Source organism: Nonomuraea purpurea (assembly GCF_042650645.1).
Classification (GTDB): Bacteria; Actinomycetota; Actinomycetes; order Streptosporangiales; family Streptosporangiaceae; genus Nonomuraea; species Nonomuraea purpurea.
This window is the reverse complement of sequence record NZ_JBHSBI010000026.1, coordinates 132,505-149,360: the sequence shown is the minus strand read 5'-3', so window position 1 is coordinate 149,360 and position 16,856 is coordinate 132,505. Positions and strand designations below refer to the sequence as shown.

12 protein-coding genes are annotated in these 16,856 nt (G+C 70.7%); 3 read left to right on the top strand and 9 right to left on the bottom strand.

Annotation, left to right across the window (positions count from 1 at the left end):
• Positions 1-21: 21 nt before the first annotated feature.
• Genes ACFOY2_RS39070 through ACFOY2_RS39060 form a run of 3 tightly spaced genes read right to left on the bottom strand, consistent with a single transcriptional unit; the run spans position 22 to position 3,769 of the window.
• Positions 22-2,271, bottom strand: coding sequence for a xanthine dehydrogenase family protein molybdopterin-binding subunit (locus tag ACFOY2_RS39070; protein WP_379533154.1), 2,250 nt, complete (start codon positions 2,269-2,271; stop codon positions 22-24).
• Positions 2,268-3,263: an FAD binding domain-containing protein gene (locus ACFOY2_RS39065; RefSeq protein WP_379533153.1), complete on the bottom strand. Its 996-nt coding sequence runs from the start codon at positions 3,261-3,263 to the stop codon at positions 2,268-2,270. Before ACFOY2_RS39065 ends, ACFOY2_RS39070 begins: the two co-directional genes overlap by 4 nt.
• The gene (locus ACFOY2_RS39060; RefSeq protein ID WP_379533152.1) at positions 3,260-3,769 is read right to left on the bottom strand and encodes a (2Fe-2S)-binding protein; all 510 of its coding nucleotides are present in this window, start codon (positions 3,767-3,769) and stop codon (positions 3,260-3,262) included. Before ACFOY2_RS39060 ends, ACFOY2_RS39065 begins: the two co-directional genes overlap by 4 nt.
• A 113-nt stretch (positions 3,770-3,882) precedes the next feature.
• Here ACFOY2_RS39060 and ACFOY2_RS39055 point away from each other — a divergent pair, with 113 nt between their 5' ends.
• Positions 3,883-4,539, top strand: coding sequence for a TetR/AcrR family transcriptional regulator (locus ACFOY2_RS39055; protein ID WP_379533151.1), 657 nt, complete (start codon positions 3,883-3,885; stop codon positions 4,537-4,539).
• A 4-nt stretch (positions 4,540-4,543) separates the two neighbouring features.
• Here ACFOY2_RS39055 and ACFOY2_RS39050 read toward each other — a convergent pair whose 3' ends face one another.
• The 6 genes from ACFOY2_RS39050 to ACFOY2_RS39025 all read right to left on the bottom strand — a co-directional run bounded on the left by ACFOY2_RS39050 (position 4,544) and on the right by ACFOY2_RS39025 (position 15,442).
• On the bottom strand, positions 4,544-6,583 hold the full coding sequence (locus ACFOY2_RS39050) for a sensor histidine kinase (RefSeq protein WP_379533150.1): 2,040 nt from the start codon (positions 6,581-6,583) through the stop codon (positions 4,544-4,546).
• Between the two features lie 82 nt (positions 6,584-6,665).
• Complete coding sequence (locus ACFOY2_RS39045) at positions 6,666-10,667, bottom strand: galactose-binding domain-containing protein (RefSeq protein WP_379533149.1); 4,002 nt, start codon at positions 10,665-10,667, stop codon at positions 6,666-6,668.
• A 9-nt stretch (positions 10,668-10,676) separates the two neighbouring features.
• A complete protein-coding gene (locus ACFOY2_RS39040) occupies positions 10,677-12,509 on the bottom strand; it encodes a glycoside hydrolase family 127 protein (RefSeq protein WP_379533148.1) in 1,833 nt (610 codons plus the stop codon).
• Positions 12,502-13,266 carry a carbohydrate ABC transporter permease gene (locus ACFOY2_RS39035; RefSeq protein WP_379533147.1) on the bottom strand — a complete coding sequence of 255 codons (765 nt, stop codon included), beginning with the start codon at positions 13,264-13,266 and terminating at the stop codon, positions 12,502-12,504. The genes ACFOY2_RS39040 and ACFOY2_RS39035 overlap by 8 nt, the downstream gene beginning before the upstream one ends.
• Positions 13,263-14,177, bottom strand: a complete 915-nt coding sequence (locus ACFOY2_RS39030) for a carbohydrate ABC transporter permease (RefSeq protein WP_379533146.1) — start codon at positions 14,175-14,177, stop codon at positions 13,263-13,265. The genes ACFOY2_RS39035 and ACFOY2_RS39030 overlap by 4 nt, the downstream gene beginning before the upstream one ends.
• A complete protein-coding gene (locus tag ACFOY2_RS39025; RefSeq protein ID WP_379533145.1) occupies positions 14,174-15,442 on the bottom strand; it encodes an ABC transporter substrate-binding protein in 1,269 nt (422 codons plus the stop codon). Before ACFOY2_RS39025 ends, ACFOY2_RS39030 begins: the two co-directional genes overlap by 4 nt.
• A 111-nt stretch (positions 15,443-15,553) precedes the next feature.
• On the opposite strand from ACFOY2_RS39025, the gene ACFOY2_RS39020 reads away from it, so the two are divergent.
• Together ACFOY2_RS39020 and ACFOY2_RS39015 are read left to right on the top strand one after the other, a co-directional pair.
• A complete protein-coding gene (locus ACFOY2_RS39020) occupies positions 15,554-16,567 on the top strand; it encodes a LacI family DNA-binding transcriptional regulator (RefSeq protein ID WP_379533144.1) in 1,014 nt (337 codons plus the stop codon).
• Positions 16,568-16,571: 4 nt separating this feature from the next.
• Entirely contained in the window at positions 16,572-16,841 is a 270-nt protein-coding gene (locus tag ACFOY2_RS39015) for a sulfurtransferase TusA family protein (RefSeq protein WP_379533143.1), read from the top strand.
• The last annotated feature ends 15 nt before the right edge of the window (positions 16,842-16,856 follow it).

The window sequence follows — 16,856 nt, the reverse complement described above, 5'->3', positions numbered from 1 at the left end:
TCTTTCCCCAATGGCCACTCCTCAAAGCAGCTTGTCGAGGGTGATCGGCAGGTCGAGCACGCGTTTGCCGGTGGCGTGCCGTACGGCGTTCGCGACGGCGGCGCCCACACCCGTGATGCCGACCTCGCCCACCCCGACCAGGCCGAGTGGCATCGTCGGGTCGGGATCGTCCAGGCAGTGCACGTCGATGTGGGGGACGTCGGCGTGCACCGGCACGTGGTAGTCGGCCAGACTCGCGTTCACCACGCGGCCCGTGCGATGGTCGACCAGGGTCTCCTCCGTCAGGGCCAGGCCGATGCCCATCACGATGCCGCCGCGGAGCTGGCTGGCGACCGTCTTGGCGTTGATCACCCGGCCGACGTCGAAGACGCCCAGCCAGCGCGAGACGCGCACCTCACCGGTGTCCCGGTCGACCCGCACCTCGCAGAAGTGCACGCCGGAAGCCGCCTTCACGTAACGTCTGCGGTCGCGCAGCATGCGCACCATGAACCCGAGCGTGCCCGCTTTGGCCTCGGCCTCCAGGTGGGCGCGGCCGGCCCGCGCCAGGATCTGCGCGTATGTCTCGCCGCCCCCGGCGTGGTGCAGCCCGCCGTCGCGGGCCGTCAGCTCCTCCAGCCTGCGCCCGCGCAGCGGTGAGCCGGGCGCGCGCCGCGCCAGGGCGTGCACGGATCGTTTCAGCTTGCCGCAGGCCTCGATCAGGCTCGCCGCCACGCTCGCGGTCTGCACGGACCCGCCCGCCATCGGCCCCGGCGGCAGGTCGGTGTCGCCGTACTCGACGCGTACGGCCTCCAGCGGCACTCCCAGCTCGTCGGCGGCGATCTGCGCCTGCGCCGTGGCCGCGCCCATGCCCATCTCGTGGAAGGCGCAGCGCACCACGACCCCGCCGTCCGCGGACAGCCGCACGGCGACGTGCGCCGCCATGTGCATAGACGGGTGGTAGGCGGTCGCGACGCCCATGCCGACCAGCCAGCGCCCGTCCCGCATGGCGCCGGCCTCGGGCACGCGCTCGCTCCAGCCGAACCGTTCGGCTCCCAGCTCGTACGCCTCCCGCAACATCCGGTGCGCGAACGGCACGCCGCTGACCGGATCGCGCTCGGGCTCGTTGCGCCTGCGCAGCTCGATCGGGTCCATGCCGAGCTCCCAGGCCAGCTCGTCGACGGCCGACTCCAGGCCGAAGGTGCCGATGGACTCGCCCGGCGCCCGCATGAACGTGTTGGGCAGCAGGTCGAGCTCGACGATGTTCTGCCGCAGGTGGATGTTCTCGGCGGCGTACAGGTGGCGGGAGGCGGCGGTGATCGACTCGGGCCCGCCGCCCACGCGGCCGATCCTGGACACGCTGGTGTGGATGAGCGCGGTCATCGTGCCGTCGGCCCGCGCGCCCAACGCGACCCGCTGCGTGCTCGGGGTGCGACCGCCCACGGTGTGGTAGACGCCCTCGCGGGTCAGCGCCAGCCGGACGGGACGCCCGGTCGCCCGCGCGGCCAGCACCGCGAGCAGCGTGCCCGCCCACACCGAGCCCTTGCCGCCGAACCCGCCGCCCACGAACGGGGCCAACATCCGGATGCCCTGCTCGGGCACGCCGAACCGCAGAGCCAGGTGCCGGCGCATCCAGGCCAGACTCTGCGCGCCCTCGTGCACGGTCAGGCGGTCGCCGTCCCACATGGCGATGGTGGCGTGCGGTTCGATGGCGTTGTGGGAGTGGGGTGGCGTGGTGAAGCGCAGGTCCACGGAGGCGGGCGCGGCGGCCAGCGCCGCGATCGCGTCGCCCTTGTCGGCCTTGGCCTCCGAGATCATGGAGCTCTTCTGCGGGACGGCGTTCGGCTCCTCGGCCGCGAAGTCCACCCGGGCGGGCAGCTCCTGGTACGTCAGCCGCACCAGCGACGCCGCGTACCTGGCGGCCTCGGGGGTCTCGGCGACCACGACCGCCATCGGCTGGCCGTTCCAGTGCACCTCGTCGGTGGCCAGGTAGTTGACCGAGGTGCCGGAGACCATCGAGCTGAGGTCCATCATGCTCAACTTGCGCGCGGGCTTCATCGCGGGGGCGTTCTCGTGGGTGAGCACGTCGATCACGCCGGGCACGGCCCGCGCCGCCGCGTCGTCGACGGCGGTGACCCGGCCGCGCGGGATCGCGGCGTGCACCAGGGCGGCATGGGCCAGACCGGGGAAGGGGTACTCGGCCGCGAAGCGGGCCTCGCCCGTGGTCTTGGCGGCGCCGTCGAGCCGGTCGATCGGACGGCCGACGTACTTCTCAGCCGTTTCAACGTCTTTCATGCCGTGTCCCCCTCGGTGCTCAGGTCGCGCAGCGTGGCCGTGATCGTGGCGCGGGCCAGCCCGACCTTGAACGCGTTGCCCGGCCGGACGGTCGCGGCCGCCAGCTCGGCGTCGGCGGCGCGGCCGAACGCCTCTTGCGTCGCGGGGCCGCCGAGCAGCAGCCGCTCCGCCTCGTGCGCCCGCCACGGCTTGGCGGCCACGCCGCCGAGCGCCAGGCGCACCTGCGTCACCACGCCGTCGCGCACCTCCAGCGCCGCGGCCACGGAGACCAGCGCGAACGCGTAGGACGCCCGGTCGCGGACCTTGCGGTAGCGGGAGCGGGCCGCGACGGGAGCGGCGGGCAGCTCGACCGCCGTAATCAGCTCGTCGGTTTCGAGCGCGGTCTCGACCTGCGGCGTGTCGCCGGGCAGCAGGTGGAAGTCCGCCAGCGGGATCCGCCGGGTGCCGCGCACGCTGCGCACTTCGACGACGGCGTCCAGGGCGGCCAGCGCCACGCACATGTCGGACGGGTGCGCGGCGATGCAGCTCTCGCTCACGCCGAGGATCGCGTGCGAGCGGGTGAACCCGTCGAGCGCGTCGCAGCCGGCGCCGGGCTCGCGCTTGTTGCAGGCGGCGGCCTGGTCGTAGAAGTAGCGGCAGCGGGTGCGCTGCAGCAGGTTGCCGCCCACGGTGGCCATGTTGCGCAACTGGGCCGAGGCGCCGGCGAGAATCGCCTGCGACAACACCGGGTAGCCGGCGCGCACGGGCCGGTCGGCGGCCAGGGCGCTGTTGCGCACCAGCGCGCCGATGCGCAGCCCGCCGCCGGGCAGTTCGTCGACCTCGTCGAGCGGCAGCCCGGTGACGTCGACGACGGTGTCGGGGTGCTCGATGCCCTCGCGCATCAGGTCGACCAGGTTGGTGCCCCCGCCGAGGAACTTGGCGCCCGAGCCGGCGGCGACCGCGTGCACGGCCGCGTCGACGTCGGCGGCCTTGACGTACGCGAACGGCCTCATGACGCCCCCTGCCCGGCGACGTCCTTGATGGCGTCCACGATGCCGTTGTAGGCGCCGCAGCGGCACAGGTTGCCGCTCATGCGCTCCCTGATTTCCGTTTCGTCCAGCTCGCCGGGGCCGCCCGGCTCGGTCACGGCGCTGGGCACGCCCGCGGCGTGCTCGCGCAGCATGGCGACCGCCGAGCAGATCTGGCCCGAGGTGCAGTAGCCGCACTGGAAGCCGTCGTGGCGCACGAAGGCGTCCTGCAGCGGGTGCGTGTTGCCGTCCTTGGCGATGCCCTCGATCGTGGTGATCTCCGTGTCGGCGTACTGCATGGCCAGGGCCAGGCACGCGTTGATCCGCACGCCGTCGGCGAGGACCGTGCACGCGCCGCAGGCGCCCTGGTCGCAGCCCTTCTTGGGGCCGGTCAGCCCGAGGCGATCACGTAGCGCGTCGAGCAGGCTGACCCACGGCTCGACGTCGAGGGCCTCGGCGACGCCGTTGACCCGTATCCGTATCTCGGTCACGTGCTCTCCTCCGCCTTCGGGAACCCTTGTTCCGAGCGTGACAGTAACAGAACGGCGTACTCTTAACAAGAGAATGGCGTTCCGTTAAATCCGCCCCGTATGCTGGCACGGACATGACGGAGTCGGCGTTTCTCCGGGCCAGGCGGCCGGAGCACAAGCAGCAGCGGCGCGAGGCGATCCTCGTCTCGGCGCGCGAACTCGCCTCCGCCTCGGGCGTGCGCAACGTCAGCCTGGGGGCGGTCGCGGACTCCGTCGGCCTGGCCAAGTCCAACATCATGCGTTATTTCGGCACCCGCGAGGAGATCTACCTCGTCCTCGCCGCCGAAGAGTGGCAGAGCTGGTCGGAGGCCCTCACCGACCGGCTGCGCGCCGCCGACGGCAGAAACGACGTGGTGACGGCGCTGGCCGAGACGCTCGCCGACCGGCCGCTGCTGTGCGACCTGCTCAGCCACACCTCCACCAGCCTGGAGCACAACGTGTCGGTGCCGGCGGCGCGCGTGTTCAAGCGGACGGTGAGAAGCATCCTCTCCGACCTCGGCGCCCAGGCGGGCCGCGCGTGCGGGCTGAACGACGGCGAGGGCGCCGAACTCGTCTCCGCCGCCGCCGCGTGCGCCGGCATGCTCTATCCCGTCACCAACCCGTCGCCGACGATGGCCGAGCTCTACGCCCAGGATCCCGACCTGGCGGCGTCCTGCCCGAAGCTGCTGCCCACGCTCACCCGCCTGCTCTCCGCGCTCGCGATCGGCCTGCCCCAGCTACGCTCCGAGTGAATGCTCAGGCCACGGGCAGCATGACCTCGACCCGCGTGCCCGCGCCGGGCTCGCCGCCGACCACGCAGACGCCGCCCAGCTCCGCCGCGCGCTCGCGCATCGACCCGAGGCCGACGCCCGCGCGGCGCGCCTTGGGGAGCCCCTTGCCGTCGTCGGCGATCAGCAACCGCAGCACCGCCTGCTCGCGCTGCAGGACGATCCTGGCCCCGGATGCCTCGGCGTGGCGGCGGATGTTGGTCAGCGCCTCCTGGACGATCCGGTAGACCGCCACCTCGACGGCCGCCGGCAGGTCCGCCAAGTCGCCCTCGACCTCCACCTCGACCTCGGTGTCCGGCGACGACTGCCCCGCCAGGTCCCGCACGGCCTTGGCCAGGCCCAGGTCGTCGAGGGCGGGCGGGCGCAGGCCGTAGACCAGCTCGCGGATGTCCGAGGTGACCGCGCCCATGCCGGTGTGCAGCTCGCGCAGCAGTTCGTCGGCGGCGTCCGGGGAGTTCTTCAGGCTGAGACGGGCCATGTTGATGGTCATCGCCATGGCCGACAGCGTCTGGCCGAGCCCGTCGTGCAGGTCGCGGCGCAGGCGGCGGCGCTCCTCCTCCCGCGTCGACAGGATGCGCTCGCGCGAGCGCTGCAGGTCGGCCGCCATCCGCACGGCGTGGGCGACGTCCGCCGCGTACGGCGTGAGCGTGGCCAGCACCCGCTCGTTGTGCGCGGCGGGGAAGCGGCGCGGGCCTGGAGGGCCGACGAGCAGGCGGCCGACGCGTTCGCCGTGCCAGATCAGCGGCACCTCGCGGGGGTCGGAACCCACCCGGCCGCTCTCGACGTAGCGGGGCTCGCCGTCACTCACCTCGACGGCCACGCCCTCGACCGCGAGCCCGTCGCGCAGCACGGTGACCACCGAGGTCAGCGCCCTGGCCGGGTCGCCGCGCCGGATCGCCTGGGTCAGGCGCCCCGCCAGCACGCCGGGGTCGCCGGTCGCGCCGTACAGGAGCCGGTCCACGGCCCGCTGCAACGTCCGCCGCAACGGCTGGAAGAACGCGCCCGCGACCAGCGCGGCGGCGATCCCCCCGACCTCGCCGAAGCCGGAGAACAGCAGGCCCGACAGCGCGCCCACGCCGAAGTAGACGGCGCTGACCACGGCCACCAGACCGGCGGCCACGAACGCCCGGCTGATCACCGTGTCGATGCCGTAGAGCCGGTAGCGCATCACCGCGAAGGCCATCGCGAACGGGATCGCCGCCGCCCAGGCGATGGCCGGCCACTCCAGCGCCGGCACGAACGCGCCCACGATCAGGAAGACGATGTAGCCGGAGAACGCGAACAGCGGCCAGCCGATCTGCCGCCGCCCGGCGTGGTCGGCGTGGCGCAGCCGCAGCGCCAGGCAGAGGGCCGCCAGCGCCATGGTGGTGTAGATCCCGCTCCAGCCGACCAGGTCGATCGTCGCGGCGTACCGCTCGACGGCGGGGACCTGAAACGGGTTCGGGATGGTGCGCGGGTACGGGGTGACCCCGGCCGGCGGCGGCACCCGCAGCACCACCCGCAGGAAGACGGCCGTGACGGAGGCGATGCCCAGCCACAGGACCGGCCGCCAGCGCCGGGAGGGCAGGCGGCCGTCCGGCGAGTACATCGGCAGCACCATCGCCAGCGCCACCCCGCAGACCGCCCACCCGAGCTGGATCGGAAGCCGCATGAGGCCCGCCGCGGTCATGGCGCCGTCGGCGGCGAAGCGGAACATCAGCAGGTGCGCCAGGTCGCTGATCGCGGCCGCGAGGCCGCCCACGCACATCATCCAGGCCATGTTCAGCCGGGGGCGGTGGAAGACGAGGAAGGCCCCGACCGCGGGGAAGGTGAGCGTGACGGCCGACTGCGGGGTCACCGCCCCTCTGGGCACCCACTCCGGGGGCAGCCCCGCCCAGACCAGCAGCGTGGCCAGGGTGACGATCGGCGAGGCCACCGCCATGGCGACCGCGACGGCCCGCGCCACGGTCTTCCCTGGTGTTTCAGGCTCGGCGAGTTCGGCCACCGTGCTCTTCGCCTCCCCCGGCATGCCACCCCGTAGAGAAGGATTATGACCTTTCGAGGGATGTTTCCGCCAAGGTCCCGGCCCCGCGGGACCGGGACCTTGGCGCTCATCCGACGGTGACCGTGGCCCTGGCGGCGATGGTCGTCCCCTGGACCTGGCCGCCCACCGTGAACGTCCCCGGCTGGGCGTACTGGTCGGGGCTGATCTCCGCCCAGGTGACGGGCACCGAGCCGTCCTTGGACCCGTCGTTGTACGTGGCCACGACGGTCTTCGGCAGCGCGGGCGCGACCCCGGCCTTGGTGCTGACCGCTTCCTCGGCGATCGAGGTGATCGTCACGGCGGCGGTGGACCTGACGTACACCGTGGCCTGGGCCGGCTGGCGCACGCCCTCGGCCAGGCCGGTGACCGTGAAACTGGTTCCGCCGGTCCTGACCTGCTCGGGCGTCACCTGCTGCCAGGTGACGGCGGCCGTGCTGCGGGCGCCGTCGGCGTAGAGGGTCTCCACGGTGGCGGGCAGCTTCGGCAGCGTGCCGGCCAGGGTCGGCACGTGGACCGGACGTACGGAGTCGGGCGGCACCTCATACACCTTCGTCTCCAGCAACCCGACCGACGCCCCGCCGGCCTCCAACTGGACGCGCAGCTTGGAGGTCGTGACGGTGTCGAAGGAGACGGTGTTGTAGGCGTCTACGGCCTTCGGGTAGGAGGCGACGCCGGTGACGTCCTCGAAGGAGTCGCCGTCCCACTGCTGGATCTTCCACGAGGCCGGCACCCGCACGCCGCCGCCGTCGTCGAAGAAGTACACCTCGGCCTTGTTCACCCGCACGGGTGCCGGCCATTCGAGCTGCACCCACTGCGTGCCCTGCTGCGGCCAGGTGCCCCAGCGCGGGTTGGCGCCGTCGTTGGAGCGCGGCGGGTCGATGCCGTCGTTGACCGCGGTGACCTTCTCCCACGGCGAGGTGTAGGAGGCCGTGGGCGTGGCCTTGGGGGCTGCGTTCGCCTGGGCGGCCTGGGCCGTGGCGGTGACGGTCGTGGTCGCCGAGCCGTTCTTGTCGCCGTCCGTGGCGGTCAGCCGCAGCGTGTACGCGCCCGGCTCGGAGAACGCGACCACCGTGCTCGTGCCGGTCGGATTGGTGAAGAACGCCTCACCGGGCCCCGCGACCTTGGTCCACTGGGTGGTGAGCCGGCCCTGCGGCAGGGCGTCGTCCTTGACCGTCGCCTCCAGCTTGGCCTGGGCCGGGCGGGTGAACGTCGGGTCAGGGACGATCATCACGTTCGGCGCCCTGTTGCCGGGCGGGCCGCCGTCCGCGCCGGTCAGGAACGCCTGGACCTCCTTCAGGCCCGTCGCGTACCCGGGCTGGTGGGTGACCAGCACCCGCAGCTTGCGGGCGGTGACGGCGGGGAAGCGCACCTCGTTCAGGTTCGCCCGAGGGTAGACGGGCTTCTTGGCCTGGCCGCGCACGTCCTTCCAGGTCTCGCCGTCCTGATATTGCACCGAGTAGAGGGCGGGCTCGCGGTAGCCGTCCGGCTTGCGGTCGTTGGAGAAGTACACCTTGAGCTGGTCGACCTTCTGGGCCGAGCCGAGGTCGACCTCCAGCCAGTCCTGGGCCTGGCCCGAGCCCTTGCTGCCCCAGTACGGCTCGTTGACGGTGAACCCGTCCAGCGCGCCCGCCGGGTCGCCGTGGGAGGCGGTGGCGGTTTTCACCAGGTTCGGGCGCTTGCCTCCCAGGTCCACGCCCGCCTTCTGGAACAGGTCCTCGACGCGGTCGCCCGACAGCGCGACCTCGGTGGGGGTCTTCATGGACGCGGCCTTCTCGGCGTACACGACCGTGCCGCCCTCGACCTTGCCTGTCTTCGGGTCCCAGACGGCGTGCTGCAACCCTGACAGCGTGACCTTGCGCTTGCCGTCGACCAGGATCGAGTAGCCCTCGGGCACCCCGGCGTAGTGCTTGGTGCCGTCGCCCGGTTTGTCCCAGACGATGGTCAGGTCGTCGCCCCGGTAGTCGACGCCGTTGACCGTGAAGTGGTCCCAGCCGATGTCCACCGGCCAGAGCTCGACCTTGCCGTCCGAGCGCGGGCGCAGGCCCATGACGTCCTCGATCACCGTCCAGTTGCTGCTGCCCAGGATCGTGTGGTGGATCCAGGAGCGGTAGCCGATGGTCTTGGTCCGCGGGTTCCAGTCGGCCCAGAACTCGTTGGCGTCGGGGTAGCGGGTGTCGCCGCCGACGAACTGCGACCAGGCGTTCCAGTACAGGAGCTGCTTGTACTGCTCGGCGGTGATGTACGGGCTGGCGTACTGGCGCAGCGCCTTGGAGAACAGCGCGAAGTTCCTGGTGGAGTTGATCTGCGAGAAGTTGTTGGAGCCCGGCTTGCCCTGGGCCGCGGCCTCGGCCTTGTCCTTCTGGTTGGCGGTGTAGGCCGGAAATATCGGATATTCCGCGGGGTCGGCCCACAGGCGCAGCGCCTCCCGGTACTTCGGGTCGTCCGTCGGCACCAGGCCCGTGGCGTACGGGATGTAGTTGTTCGACTCCTTCCACGGGATCAGGTTGCCGCTCTGGAGGTCGCGGTGTTTGAACAGCTTGTTCTGTTCGTCCCAGAGCAGGGTGAGGATGCCGTTCTTCACCTTCTCGGCCACGCCGCGCATCTCGGCGGCCTTGTCCCGGTCGCCGGAGAGCTCGTACGCCTGCGCCGCCGCCACCGCGTTGGCGTACACGTAGGCGCCTTCGAGCCGCTCGTTGGCGCGGTCGTAGTAGTGGAAGGAGACCGCGTCGGCGTCGTTGCCGGTCATCGCCTCCCAGTCGTACTCGATGACGCCGTTCTTGTTCGAGTCGTAGGCGTCGAGCTGCCCGTAGACGTCCTTCTCCGCGTAACGGGCGAGATTGCGCAGGATCGCGGGCTGCCCGCCGTGGATCTGGTAGCTCTCCAGAGCCGCGGCCGAGATGTACTGCGTGTAGCTGTTCGACCAGTTCTCCGGATCACCGGGGTTGTCGGTGTACTTGGAGTTGCGGGAGACCTCGCCCGCCGACACCCACGGCCCGTAGGAGTAGATCGGGTCACGCAGGTACTTCAGGTCCTGCACGAACATCGGCACGGTCAGCACGATCGCGTTGTTGTAGCCGAGCGCGCCCTCGACCGACGTCGGGAACTGGAAGTCGTTGCCCGGGATGTCGGCGTCGAGGAAGTTGAAGCGCATGAGCCACCAGCGGTAGTACACGAACTTCTTGATGTTGTCGTCGGGCACGTCGATGTAGGGCAGGTTCTCGGCCCACCAGGCGTTGTAGTCCTGGAGCTGGCGCCGCAGCGCCTGCTCGGGCGAGCGCCCCTTGTAGCCGTCGTACTCCGAGCGCGACCCGGCCAGTTCCTCGGTGACGAAGCCCATCTGCACCTTGGTCCGCACGGTCTTGCCGGGCGCGATCGTCACCGAGCCCTTCAGCGCGCCCTGCGCGGCCTTCAGTCCGTCGCCGCTGAGCCGGGGGAAGATCGTGGTCAGCTTGTTCCTGGCCGGCACGACGCCGGTCAGCTCGCGATCGCCGTCGGCTGTCCTTGCGTAGGGCGAGGTCACGGTGATGGGCACAGAGCGCGCCGCCGTGCCGGTGTTGGTGAGTTCCAGGGTCGTCACGGCCACGTTCTCGTGCGTGATGAACTTCTTCACGCCGACCGACAGGCCGTCGCCGGTGTAGGTTCCGCTCCAGTGGCTGGGCATCTGCAGCCGTTGGGAGACGTCCTCGGTGAGGCCGGTGCCGAAGGAGATCTCGTAGGCGTCCCTGTTGTCGATGCTCTCCCAGTAGGCCACGAACCCGCCGAACCCGACGACCGACGGATCGTGTTCCTTCATGAACAGCGCCCGCCCGCGCGACATCAACCACGGCCCCGCGGGATCGTCGCCGGGCCGGGCCAGCATGCGGTCGATCCAGTACGAGTCGCCGCCCTTCTCCCTCTTGTAGATCTCCTCCATCATCCTGCGCGGGTGGTATCCGACGGGCTCGGCGGGCACGGGATCGGCGCCGGTGAAGACCGGCAGGCCGAGGTCGTCCTGCGCCGCGTACGAAGGTGCGGCCGCGAGCGCTGTTGTGAGCGCTAACACGGCTAGGCACACCAACGGTTTACGCACGTGCATCTCCTAGATCGGTAGCCAGACACGCATGGTGGCGGGGCCGCGGTTGCCCCACCGGTGGTAGGGGATGAGCCGCAGCCGCACGTCCCTGCCGTCCGCGTGCCCGTTCGCGGCGGCCGAGTACGGCCAGCCGTTGCCGTCTCCCGCGCCGAGCGCGGCCGCGACCTCCAGCTCGACCACGTCGTCACCGTGGTGCTCCACCGGCGGCCGCACCCGCGCGCTCAGGTCGCCGAGCGGCGGCTGGTCGGCCACCGACTCCGCGCAGTAGACCAGCGGCCCCCGCTCCACCGCGGCGCTCCCCCGCAGCGCGTCGATCCGCCGGTCGGGGAAGGTCCACCTGGGCGTCATCGGCAGCTCCAGCCGGATCTCGTCCCCGGCCCGCCACGGCCCGTCGACGACGGCGTAACCGGGGCCGACCGGCCGGATGACCGGGCCTTCAGGCAGCGGCGCGTCGGGCGAGGACGCCGGCACGTGCGAGAGCGTCGCGTCGGCGGCCCAGGCCGGCACCCGCAGCCCGATCCGCCCCCGCCCGTCCTCCAGCACCCGGACGCTGACCGAGCCGTTCCACGGGTAGCCGGTCTCCACCCGCACCGCCGGCCCGCCGCCCCTGATCTCGCCGGAGGCGTAGTGGTGGATCCTGAGCCCGTCGGCGGCGGCGCCCGCGACGTAGGCGGGCAGCGAGGCGATCGTCCTGGCGATGTTGTTGGGGCAGCACGACACGTCGAACCAGGGCGAGCGCAGCCCGCCCTCGGCCGCGTGGTTCACACCGTCGAGCGGCACCGAGGGCACCCGCACCTGCAGCGGGTTGGCGTAGAAGAACGAGCGGCCGTCGAGCGCGACCCCGGTGGCGAGCATGTTGTACAGGGTGCGTTCGGCCAGGTCGGCGTACTTGACGTCGCCGGTGGCCAGCAGCAGCCGGTGCGCCAGCATGATGGAGGCGATGCCGGCGCAGGTCTCGTTGTAGGCGCGGTCCGGGGGCAGTTCGTAGTCCTCGCCGTACGACTCGTCGGCATGCCTCGAGCCCATGCCGCCGGTCAGGTGGGTGCGCCGGGCGATGGTGCGCTCCCACTGCGACTCGACCATCTTGAGCAGGTTCTGGTCGCCGGTCTCGACGGCGACGTCCACCACGCCGCAGGCCAGGTAGAGCGCCCGCACCGCGTGCCCGCGCAACACCTGCGCCTGCCTGACCGGCATGTCGTCCTGGTAGTAGGCGCGGCCGAAGGGGATGTCGGCGAGCGCGGGCGTACCGCGCCGCTCGACGAAGCGCCTGGCCATCTCCAGGTAGCGTTCTGTCCCGGTCACGCGGTAGAGCTCGACGAGGGCCATCTCGATCACGGGGTGCCCGCACGTCTCCGACCCCTCCATGAAGCGGCGGCAGACGTGGTCGGCGGCCTTGACGGCGACCCGCGTGAGCGGGTCCTCGCCGTGCATGCGCAGCCGGGCGACGCCGGCCTGGATGAGGTGGCCGTAGCAGTAGAGCTCGTGGCCCCACTCGAAGTCGGTGTAGCGGCTGCCGGACCAGCGGGTGTTGAGGTAGCCGTCGCACTCCTGGGCCTGGGCCACGATCTCGGCCAGCGCGGGCAGCCCCGGATGGTCGGCCCAGGCCATGGCCTCCAGCAGCTTGTAGATCTCCGAGTCGCTGAACTCCCTGCCTCGGCGCGGGCGCTCGCCGCGGAAGTTGCCGATCCAGCCTTCGCGTTCCTCCCATTCCTGGCAATGCGCGATCGTGACCTCGCGGTTGAGCGCCACCCGGTCGCCCCAGAAGCCGGGCGACAGCCGTACCGCGTCGAGGCCGAGTGGGGACAGGACGCCCGATGAGGGCAGGACAGGATTAGCCACGCAGAGCTCCTGACATGAATCCGCGCACGTAGTGGCGCTGCAGCACGATGAAGAGGATGAGGCAGGGGATGGCCATGACCATGACGCCGGACTGGAGCATGCCGTAGTCGATCGCGCCGAACGTGCGCTGCGTCATGCTGACCACGGCCACCGGCAGGGTGAACGAGGCGCCGTCGTTGAGCAGGATCAGCGGGGCGAAGAAGTCGTTCCATGAGGCCAGGAACGCGAACAGGCCGACCGTGATCAGCGCGGGCCGCACGGCGTGCAGCAGGATCCTGGCGAAGGCGCGCAAGGTGCCGCAGCCGTCGACCAGCGCGGCCTCCTCCAGTTCGCGCGGCAGCGCCTCGAACGCGTTGCGCATCATGAACAGCGCGAACGGGAGCTGGAACATCACGAACACCAGCGAGAGCCCGACCAGGGAGTTCTGCAGGCCGAGATAGCCGAGCAGCACGTACAGCGGGATCAAAATCGTCGCGTACGGCACCATGAGGATGGCCAGCGTGGCCAGGAACAACACGTTCTTGCCCGGGAAGTCGAAGCGGGCGAAGCCGTAGCCGCCGAGCGCGGAGACGACCAGCGTGCCCGCCACGGTCATGACCGACACCAGCACGCTGTTGGTCGCGTACGTGCCCAGCCCCTCGCCGAAGCGGGCCATCTCCAGGTAGTTGGACGGCTCCTCCAGCGAGGCGTAACCGCTCCACACCAGCGGAAAGAGAAACAGCACCGCCAGGGCGGAGAGCGTCAGGTAGCGACTCATCGCAGCCTCCGCATCATCAGCGTGTTGAGCCCGACGAGGGCCACGAGCAGCACGACCGACAGCGCCGCGGCGCCGCCGAGGTCGAAGCGGAAGAAGGCGTCCCGGTAGACGACCATGACCATGGAGACCGTGCTGTTGTCCGGGCCGCCGTTGGTGAAGACGAAGAACTGGTCGAAGGCCAGCAGCGAGCCCGTGACGCTGAGAATCAGCATGAGCGCCAGCGTCGGGCGCAGCAGCGGCAGCGTGATCTTGGTGAAGATCTGCCGGCGGTTGGCGCCGTCGCTCCTGGCGGCCTCGTAGACCTCGGTCGGGATCGCCTGCAGGCCGGTCAGCAGGATGAGCATGTTGAACCCGGCGAAGCGCCACAACACCAGCGTGATCGTGGAGAACAGCGCCATGTTGGGCGTGCCTATCCACTTCACCGGTTCGCTGGTGACGCCGAGCGCCTGCAACATCGGGTCGATGGGGCCGAAGTCGTTGTTCAGCATCCCGTAGAACAGCAGCCCGGCGGCGGCGAAGCCGACGGCGCCCGGCAGGAAGAACGCGGTCCTGAAGAAGCCGATGCCGGGCCTGCGGTCCTGCACGAGCAGGGCCAGCCCGAGCGCCACGGCCGACAGCAGGACGGTGGTGATGGCCGTGTACTTCAGCGTGAAGACGACCGCGTCGACGAAGAGCGGATTGTCGGCGATCTTGAGATAGTTGGCCGGGGCGTTGAACGTGGCCTGGCCCAGCAGCGGCCAGCGGTTGAGCGACATCCAGACGACCAGCGCCAGCGGCGCGATGAACAGCACGCCGACGATGAGCGCCGTCGGGGCCGTGTAGAGCCAGCCCTGGACCTTTCTGCTCCGCCACCGGGCGGGCGGCGTGGAGTGGGCCCGCCGCCGCCCGGTTCGCGTGATCGTCAGGGTCATTGTTGCAGCGACTTCGTGATCTCGGCGTTGAGCTGGGGGACCTTCGCGGAGTCACCGAAGACCGCCTCGCGGGCCAGCCGCAGCCACGGGCCCTGCGGGTCGTTGAAGGTCTGGCCGAAGCGCAGCGCGTACGGCGTCTGGCCCTTGGCCACCAGCGAGTTGATCAGCACCACCCGGGGGTCCTCGGAGGAGTACTTGTTGCCGGCCAGGTCGGTGCGGGCGAGCACGTCCTTGTTCTTGGCCATGACCTCCACCTGGGCCTCGTCGGAGACCGTCCAGGACAGGAACTCCCAGGCCGCGTCCGCGTTCTTGGTGGTCGAGGAGACGCCGACGGAGTCGCCTCCGACGAAGGTCGACTCGCCGCCGTCGGGGCCCGCGATCGGGGTGACGCCGATCTTCATCTCCTTGGGCATCAGGCCGAGCGTGGTCGAGGGCATCGGCATGACGCCGATCTCGCCCTTGGGGAAGAACCCGGTCCAGGTCGGGCCCTGCTCCTCCTTGGCCGTCGGTCCCGTGGCCTTCTTCTCATACAGCTCGCGCCAGATCTTGAACACCTCCGTCATGGCCTGCTGGTCGTTGAGGGAGCTGGTGCCCTCGGCGTTCATGACCTGCCCGCCGGCGGCCCAGACGGACGGCCAGAAGGTGAAGACGTAGCAGCCGCCGCAGTTGCCGCCGAAGAACGTGCCGTGGACCTTGCCGTCCTTGCCGAGCTTGTCCTGGATCGTGGTGGCCTGCTGCGCGAGCTCCTTGAGCGTCTTGGGCCCCTTCTCGGGGTCGAGCCCGGCCTTGGTGTAGAGGTCCTTGTTCCAGAACCAGACCGACAGGTCGAGCGTGTGGGGAAGGGTGTACTGCCGGCCGTCGAGCGTGCCCAGCTTCATGTGGGAGGGTGCGAGTTTGTCCTTGTACGGCAGGGCCGCGACCCTGTCCGTGAGGTCCAGGAACAGGCCCTGGGAGGTGTAGTTCGGGACGAAGATGACGTCGGCCGCGAACACGTCGGGGAGCTGCTTGGCGCCGGCCGCGGCGGCGATGCGCGGCTGGTAGTTGTCGGTCGGGATGACGGTGAGCTTCACCTGGTTCTTGTGCGTGCTGTTGTAGGCCTTGACCAGCCGCTCGCTCTGCGTCTGGGTGGCCGCCCTGGTCCACATGGTGATCGTCACAGGACCGTCCGCCGGCTGCGTGCTCCCACCGCCGCCGCCGCTGCCGCAGGCCGCCGCTGTGAGCGTTAACACACCGAGAAGGGAGATCCCGGCCAGCCTTCGTCTCATGATGTGCTCCTGGACTTAAAGGTTTTCGGAAACGTAGAAGAAACAAGAGTCCATGTCAATGGGTGCTAGGGTTCTCAGCAGTTGACAAGTGAACGAAAAGGGTTTCGATACATGTCGAGGAAGCGGGCGACGATCACCGATGTGGCCTCGCTGGCGGGGGTCTCGATCGCCACGGCGTCCAAGGCGCTCAACGGGCGCCAGGACGTACGGGCGGCCACACGCGAGCGCGTGCTCGCCGCCGCGGCCGAGCTGTCCTTCCAGCCCAACGCCCTGGCCAGAGGGCTGCTGTCCGGGCAGACCCGCACGGTCGGGCTGCTCACCTCCGACAGCGTCGGCAGGTTCGGCATTCCGGTGCTGCTCGGCGCCGAGGACGCCTTCGGCGCGGGCGAGATGGCCGTGCTGCTCTGCGACGCGCGCGGAGACGCGATCAGGGAGCAGCACCACCTGCGGGCGTTGCTGTCACGCCGGGTCGACGGGCTCATCGTGGTCGGCGAGAGCACGAGCCCCCGGCCGTCGGTCAGCAAGGACCTGCCGGTGCCCGTCGTGTACGCCTACGGCCCCTCCGAGGACCCCTCCGACGTGTCGTTCGTGCCCGACGACGTCGGCGCCGCCGCCATGGCCGTCAACCACCTACTCGCCATGGGCCGCCGCAGGATCGCGCACATCACCGGGCCGATGCACTACAAGGCCTCCCGCGACCGCGAGGAGGGGCTGCGCTCGGCGCTCGCCGAGGCCGGCCTGCCGCAGTACGGGCAGACGTTGTCGGGCCCCTGGTCGCAGCGCTGGGGGCGGCACGCCGCCGAGATGCTGCTGATGGCCGAACCGGAGATCGACGCGGTGTTCTGCGGCAGCGACCAGATCGCGGCCGGGTTCGTCGAGACGGCCAGGGAACGCGGGCGGCGCGTGCCCGACGACATCGCGGTCGTCGGATACGACAACTGGGAGGTGCTGTCCACCGAGACGCGGCCGGCCCTGACCACGGTCGACATGAACCTGGAACTGCTCGGCAGGACCGCCGCCCAGCACCTGTTCGCGGCCATCGACGGCAAGGCCACCCCCGGGGTGCACAAGATGCCGTGCCAGCTCGTCATCAGGGATTCCACCTCTCCGCCGGGCGTATCGTGATCTCATGCCCGACCTCGTCGTGGACGGCGGCGACAAGCTGTGCGTCCAGTTGCTCATCGAGCTGCGCGGCCATGTGCGCAGGGCCGGACCAGGCGCCGTCATCCACCTGATCGCCGTCGATCCGGCCGCGCCCGTCGACCTGCCCGCGTGGTGCCACCTGACCGGCCACACCTACCTGGGGCCCGTGCAGGGGGCCGAGCGGCCCACGTACGCGCTGCGCGTGGCGGACGCCGCCCAGGAGACCCAGGAGTCGAGGCCCTGGCACGCGACTTAAACGGTTAATGCCCTA

Coding starts and splice junctions, on each gene's coding strand:
- ACFOY2_RS39050 (WP_379533150.1), bottom strand. CDS start 6,583: ATGCCGGGGGAGGCGAAGAGCACGGTGGCCGAACTCGCCGAGCCTGAA.
- ACFOY2_RS39055 (WP_379533151.1), top strand. CDS start 3,883: ATGACGGAGTCGGCGTTTCTCCGGGCCAGGCGGCCGGAGCACAAGCAG.
- ACFOY2_RS39035 (WP_379533147.1), bottom strand. CDS start 13,266: ATGAGTCGCTACCTGACGCTCTCCGCCCTGGCGGTGCTGTTTCTCTTT.
- ACFOY2_RS39030 (WP_379533146.1), bottom strand. CDS start 14,177: ATGACCCTGACGATCACGCGAACCGGGCGGCGGCGGGCCCACTCCACG.
- ACFOY2_RS39065 (WP_379533153.1), bottom strand. CDS start 3,263: ATGAGGCCGTTCGCGTACGTCAAGGCCGCCGACGTCGACGCGGCCGTG.
- ACFOY2_RS39015 (WP_379533143.1), top strand. CDS start 16,572: ATGCCCGACCTCGTCGTGGACGGCGGCGACAAGCTGTGCGTCCAGTTG.
- ACFOY2_RS39070 (WP_379533154.1), bottom strand. CDS start 2,271: ATGAAAGACGTTGAAACGGCTGAGAAGTACGTCGGCCGTCCGATCGAC.
- ACFOY2_RS39020 (WP_379533144.1), top strand. CDS start 15,554: ATGTCGAGGAAGCGGGCGACGATCACCGATGTGGCCTCGCTGGCGGGG.
- ACFOY2_RS39025 (WP_379533145.1), bottom strand. CDS start 15,442: ATGAGACGAAGGCTGGCCGGGATCTCCCTTCTCGGTGTGTTAACGCTC.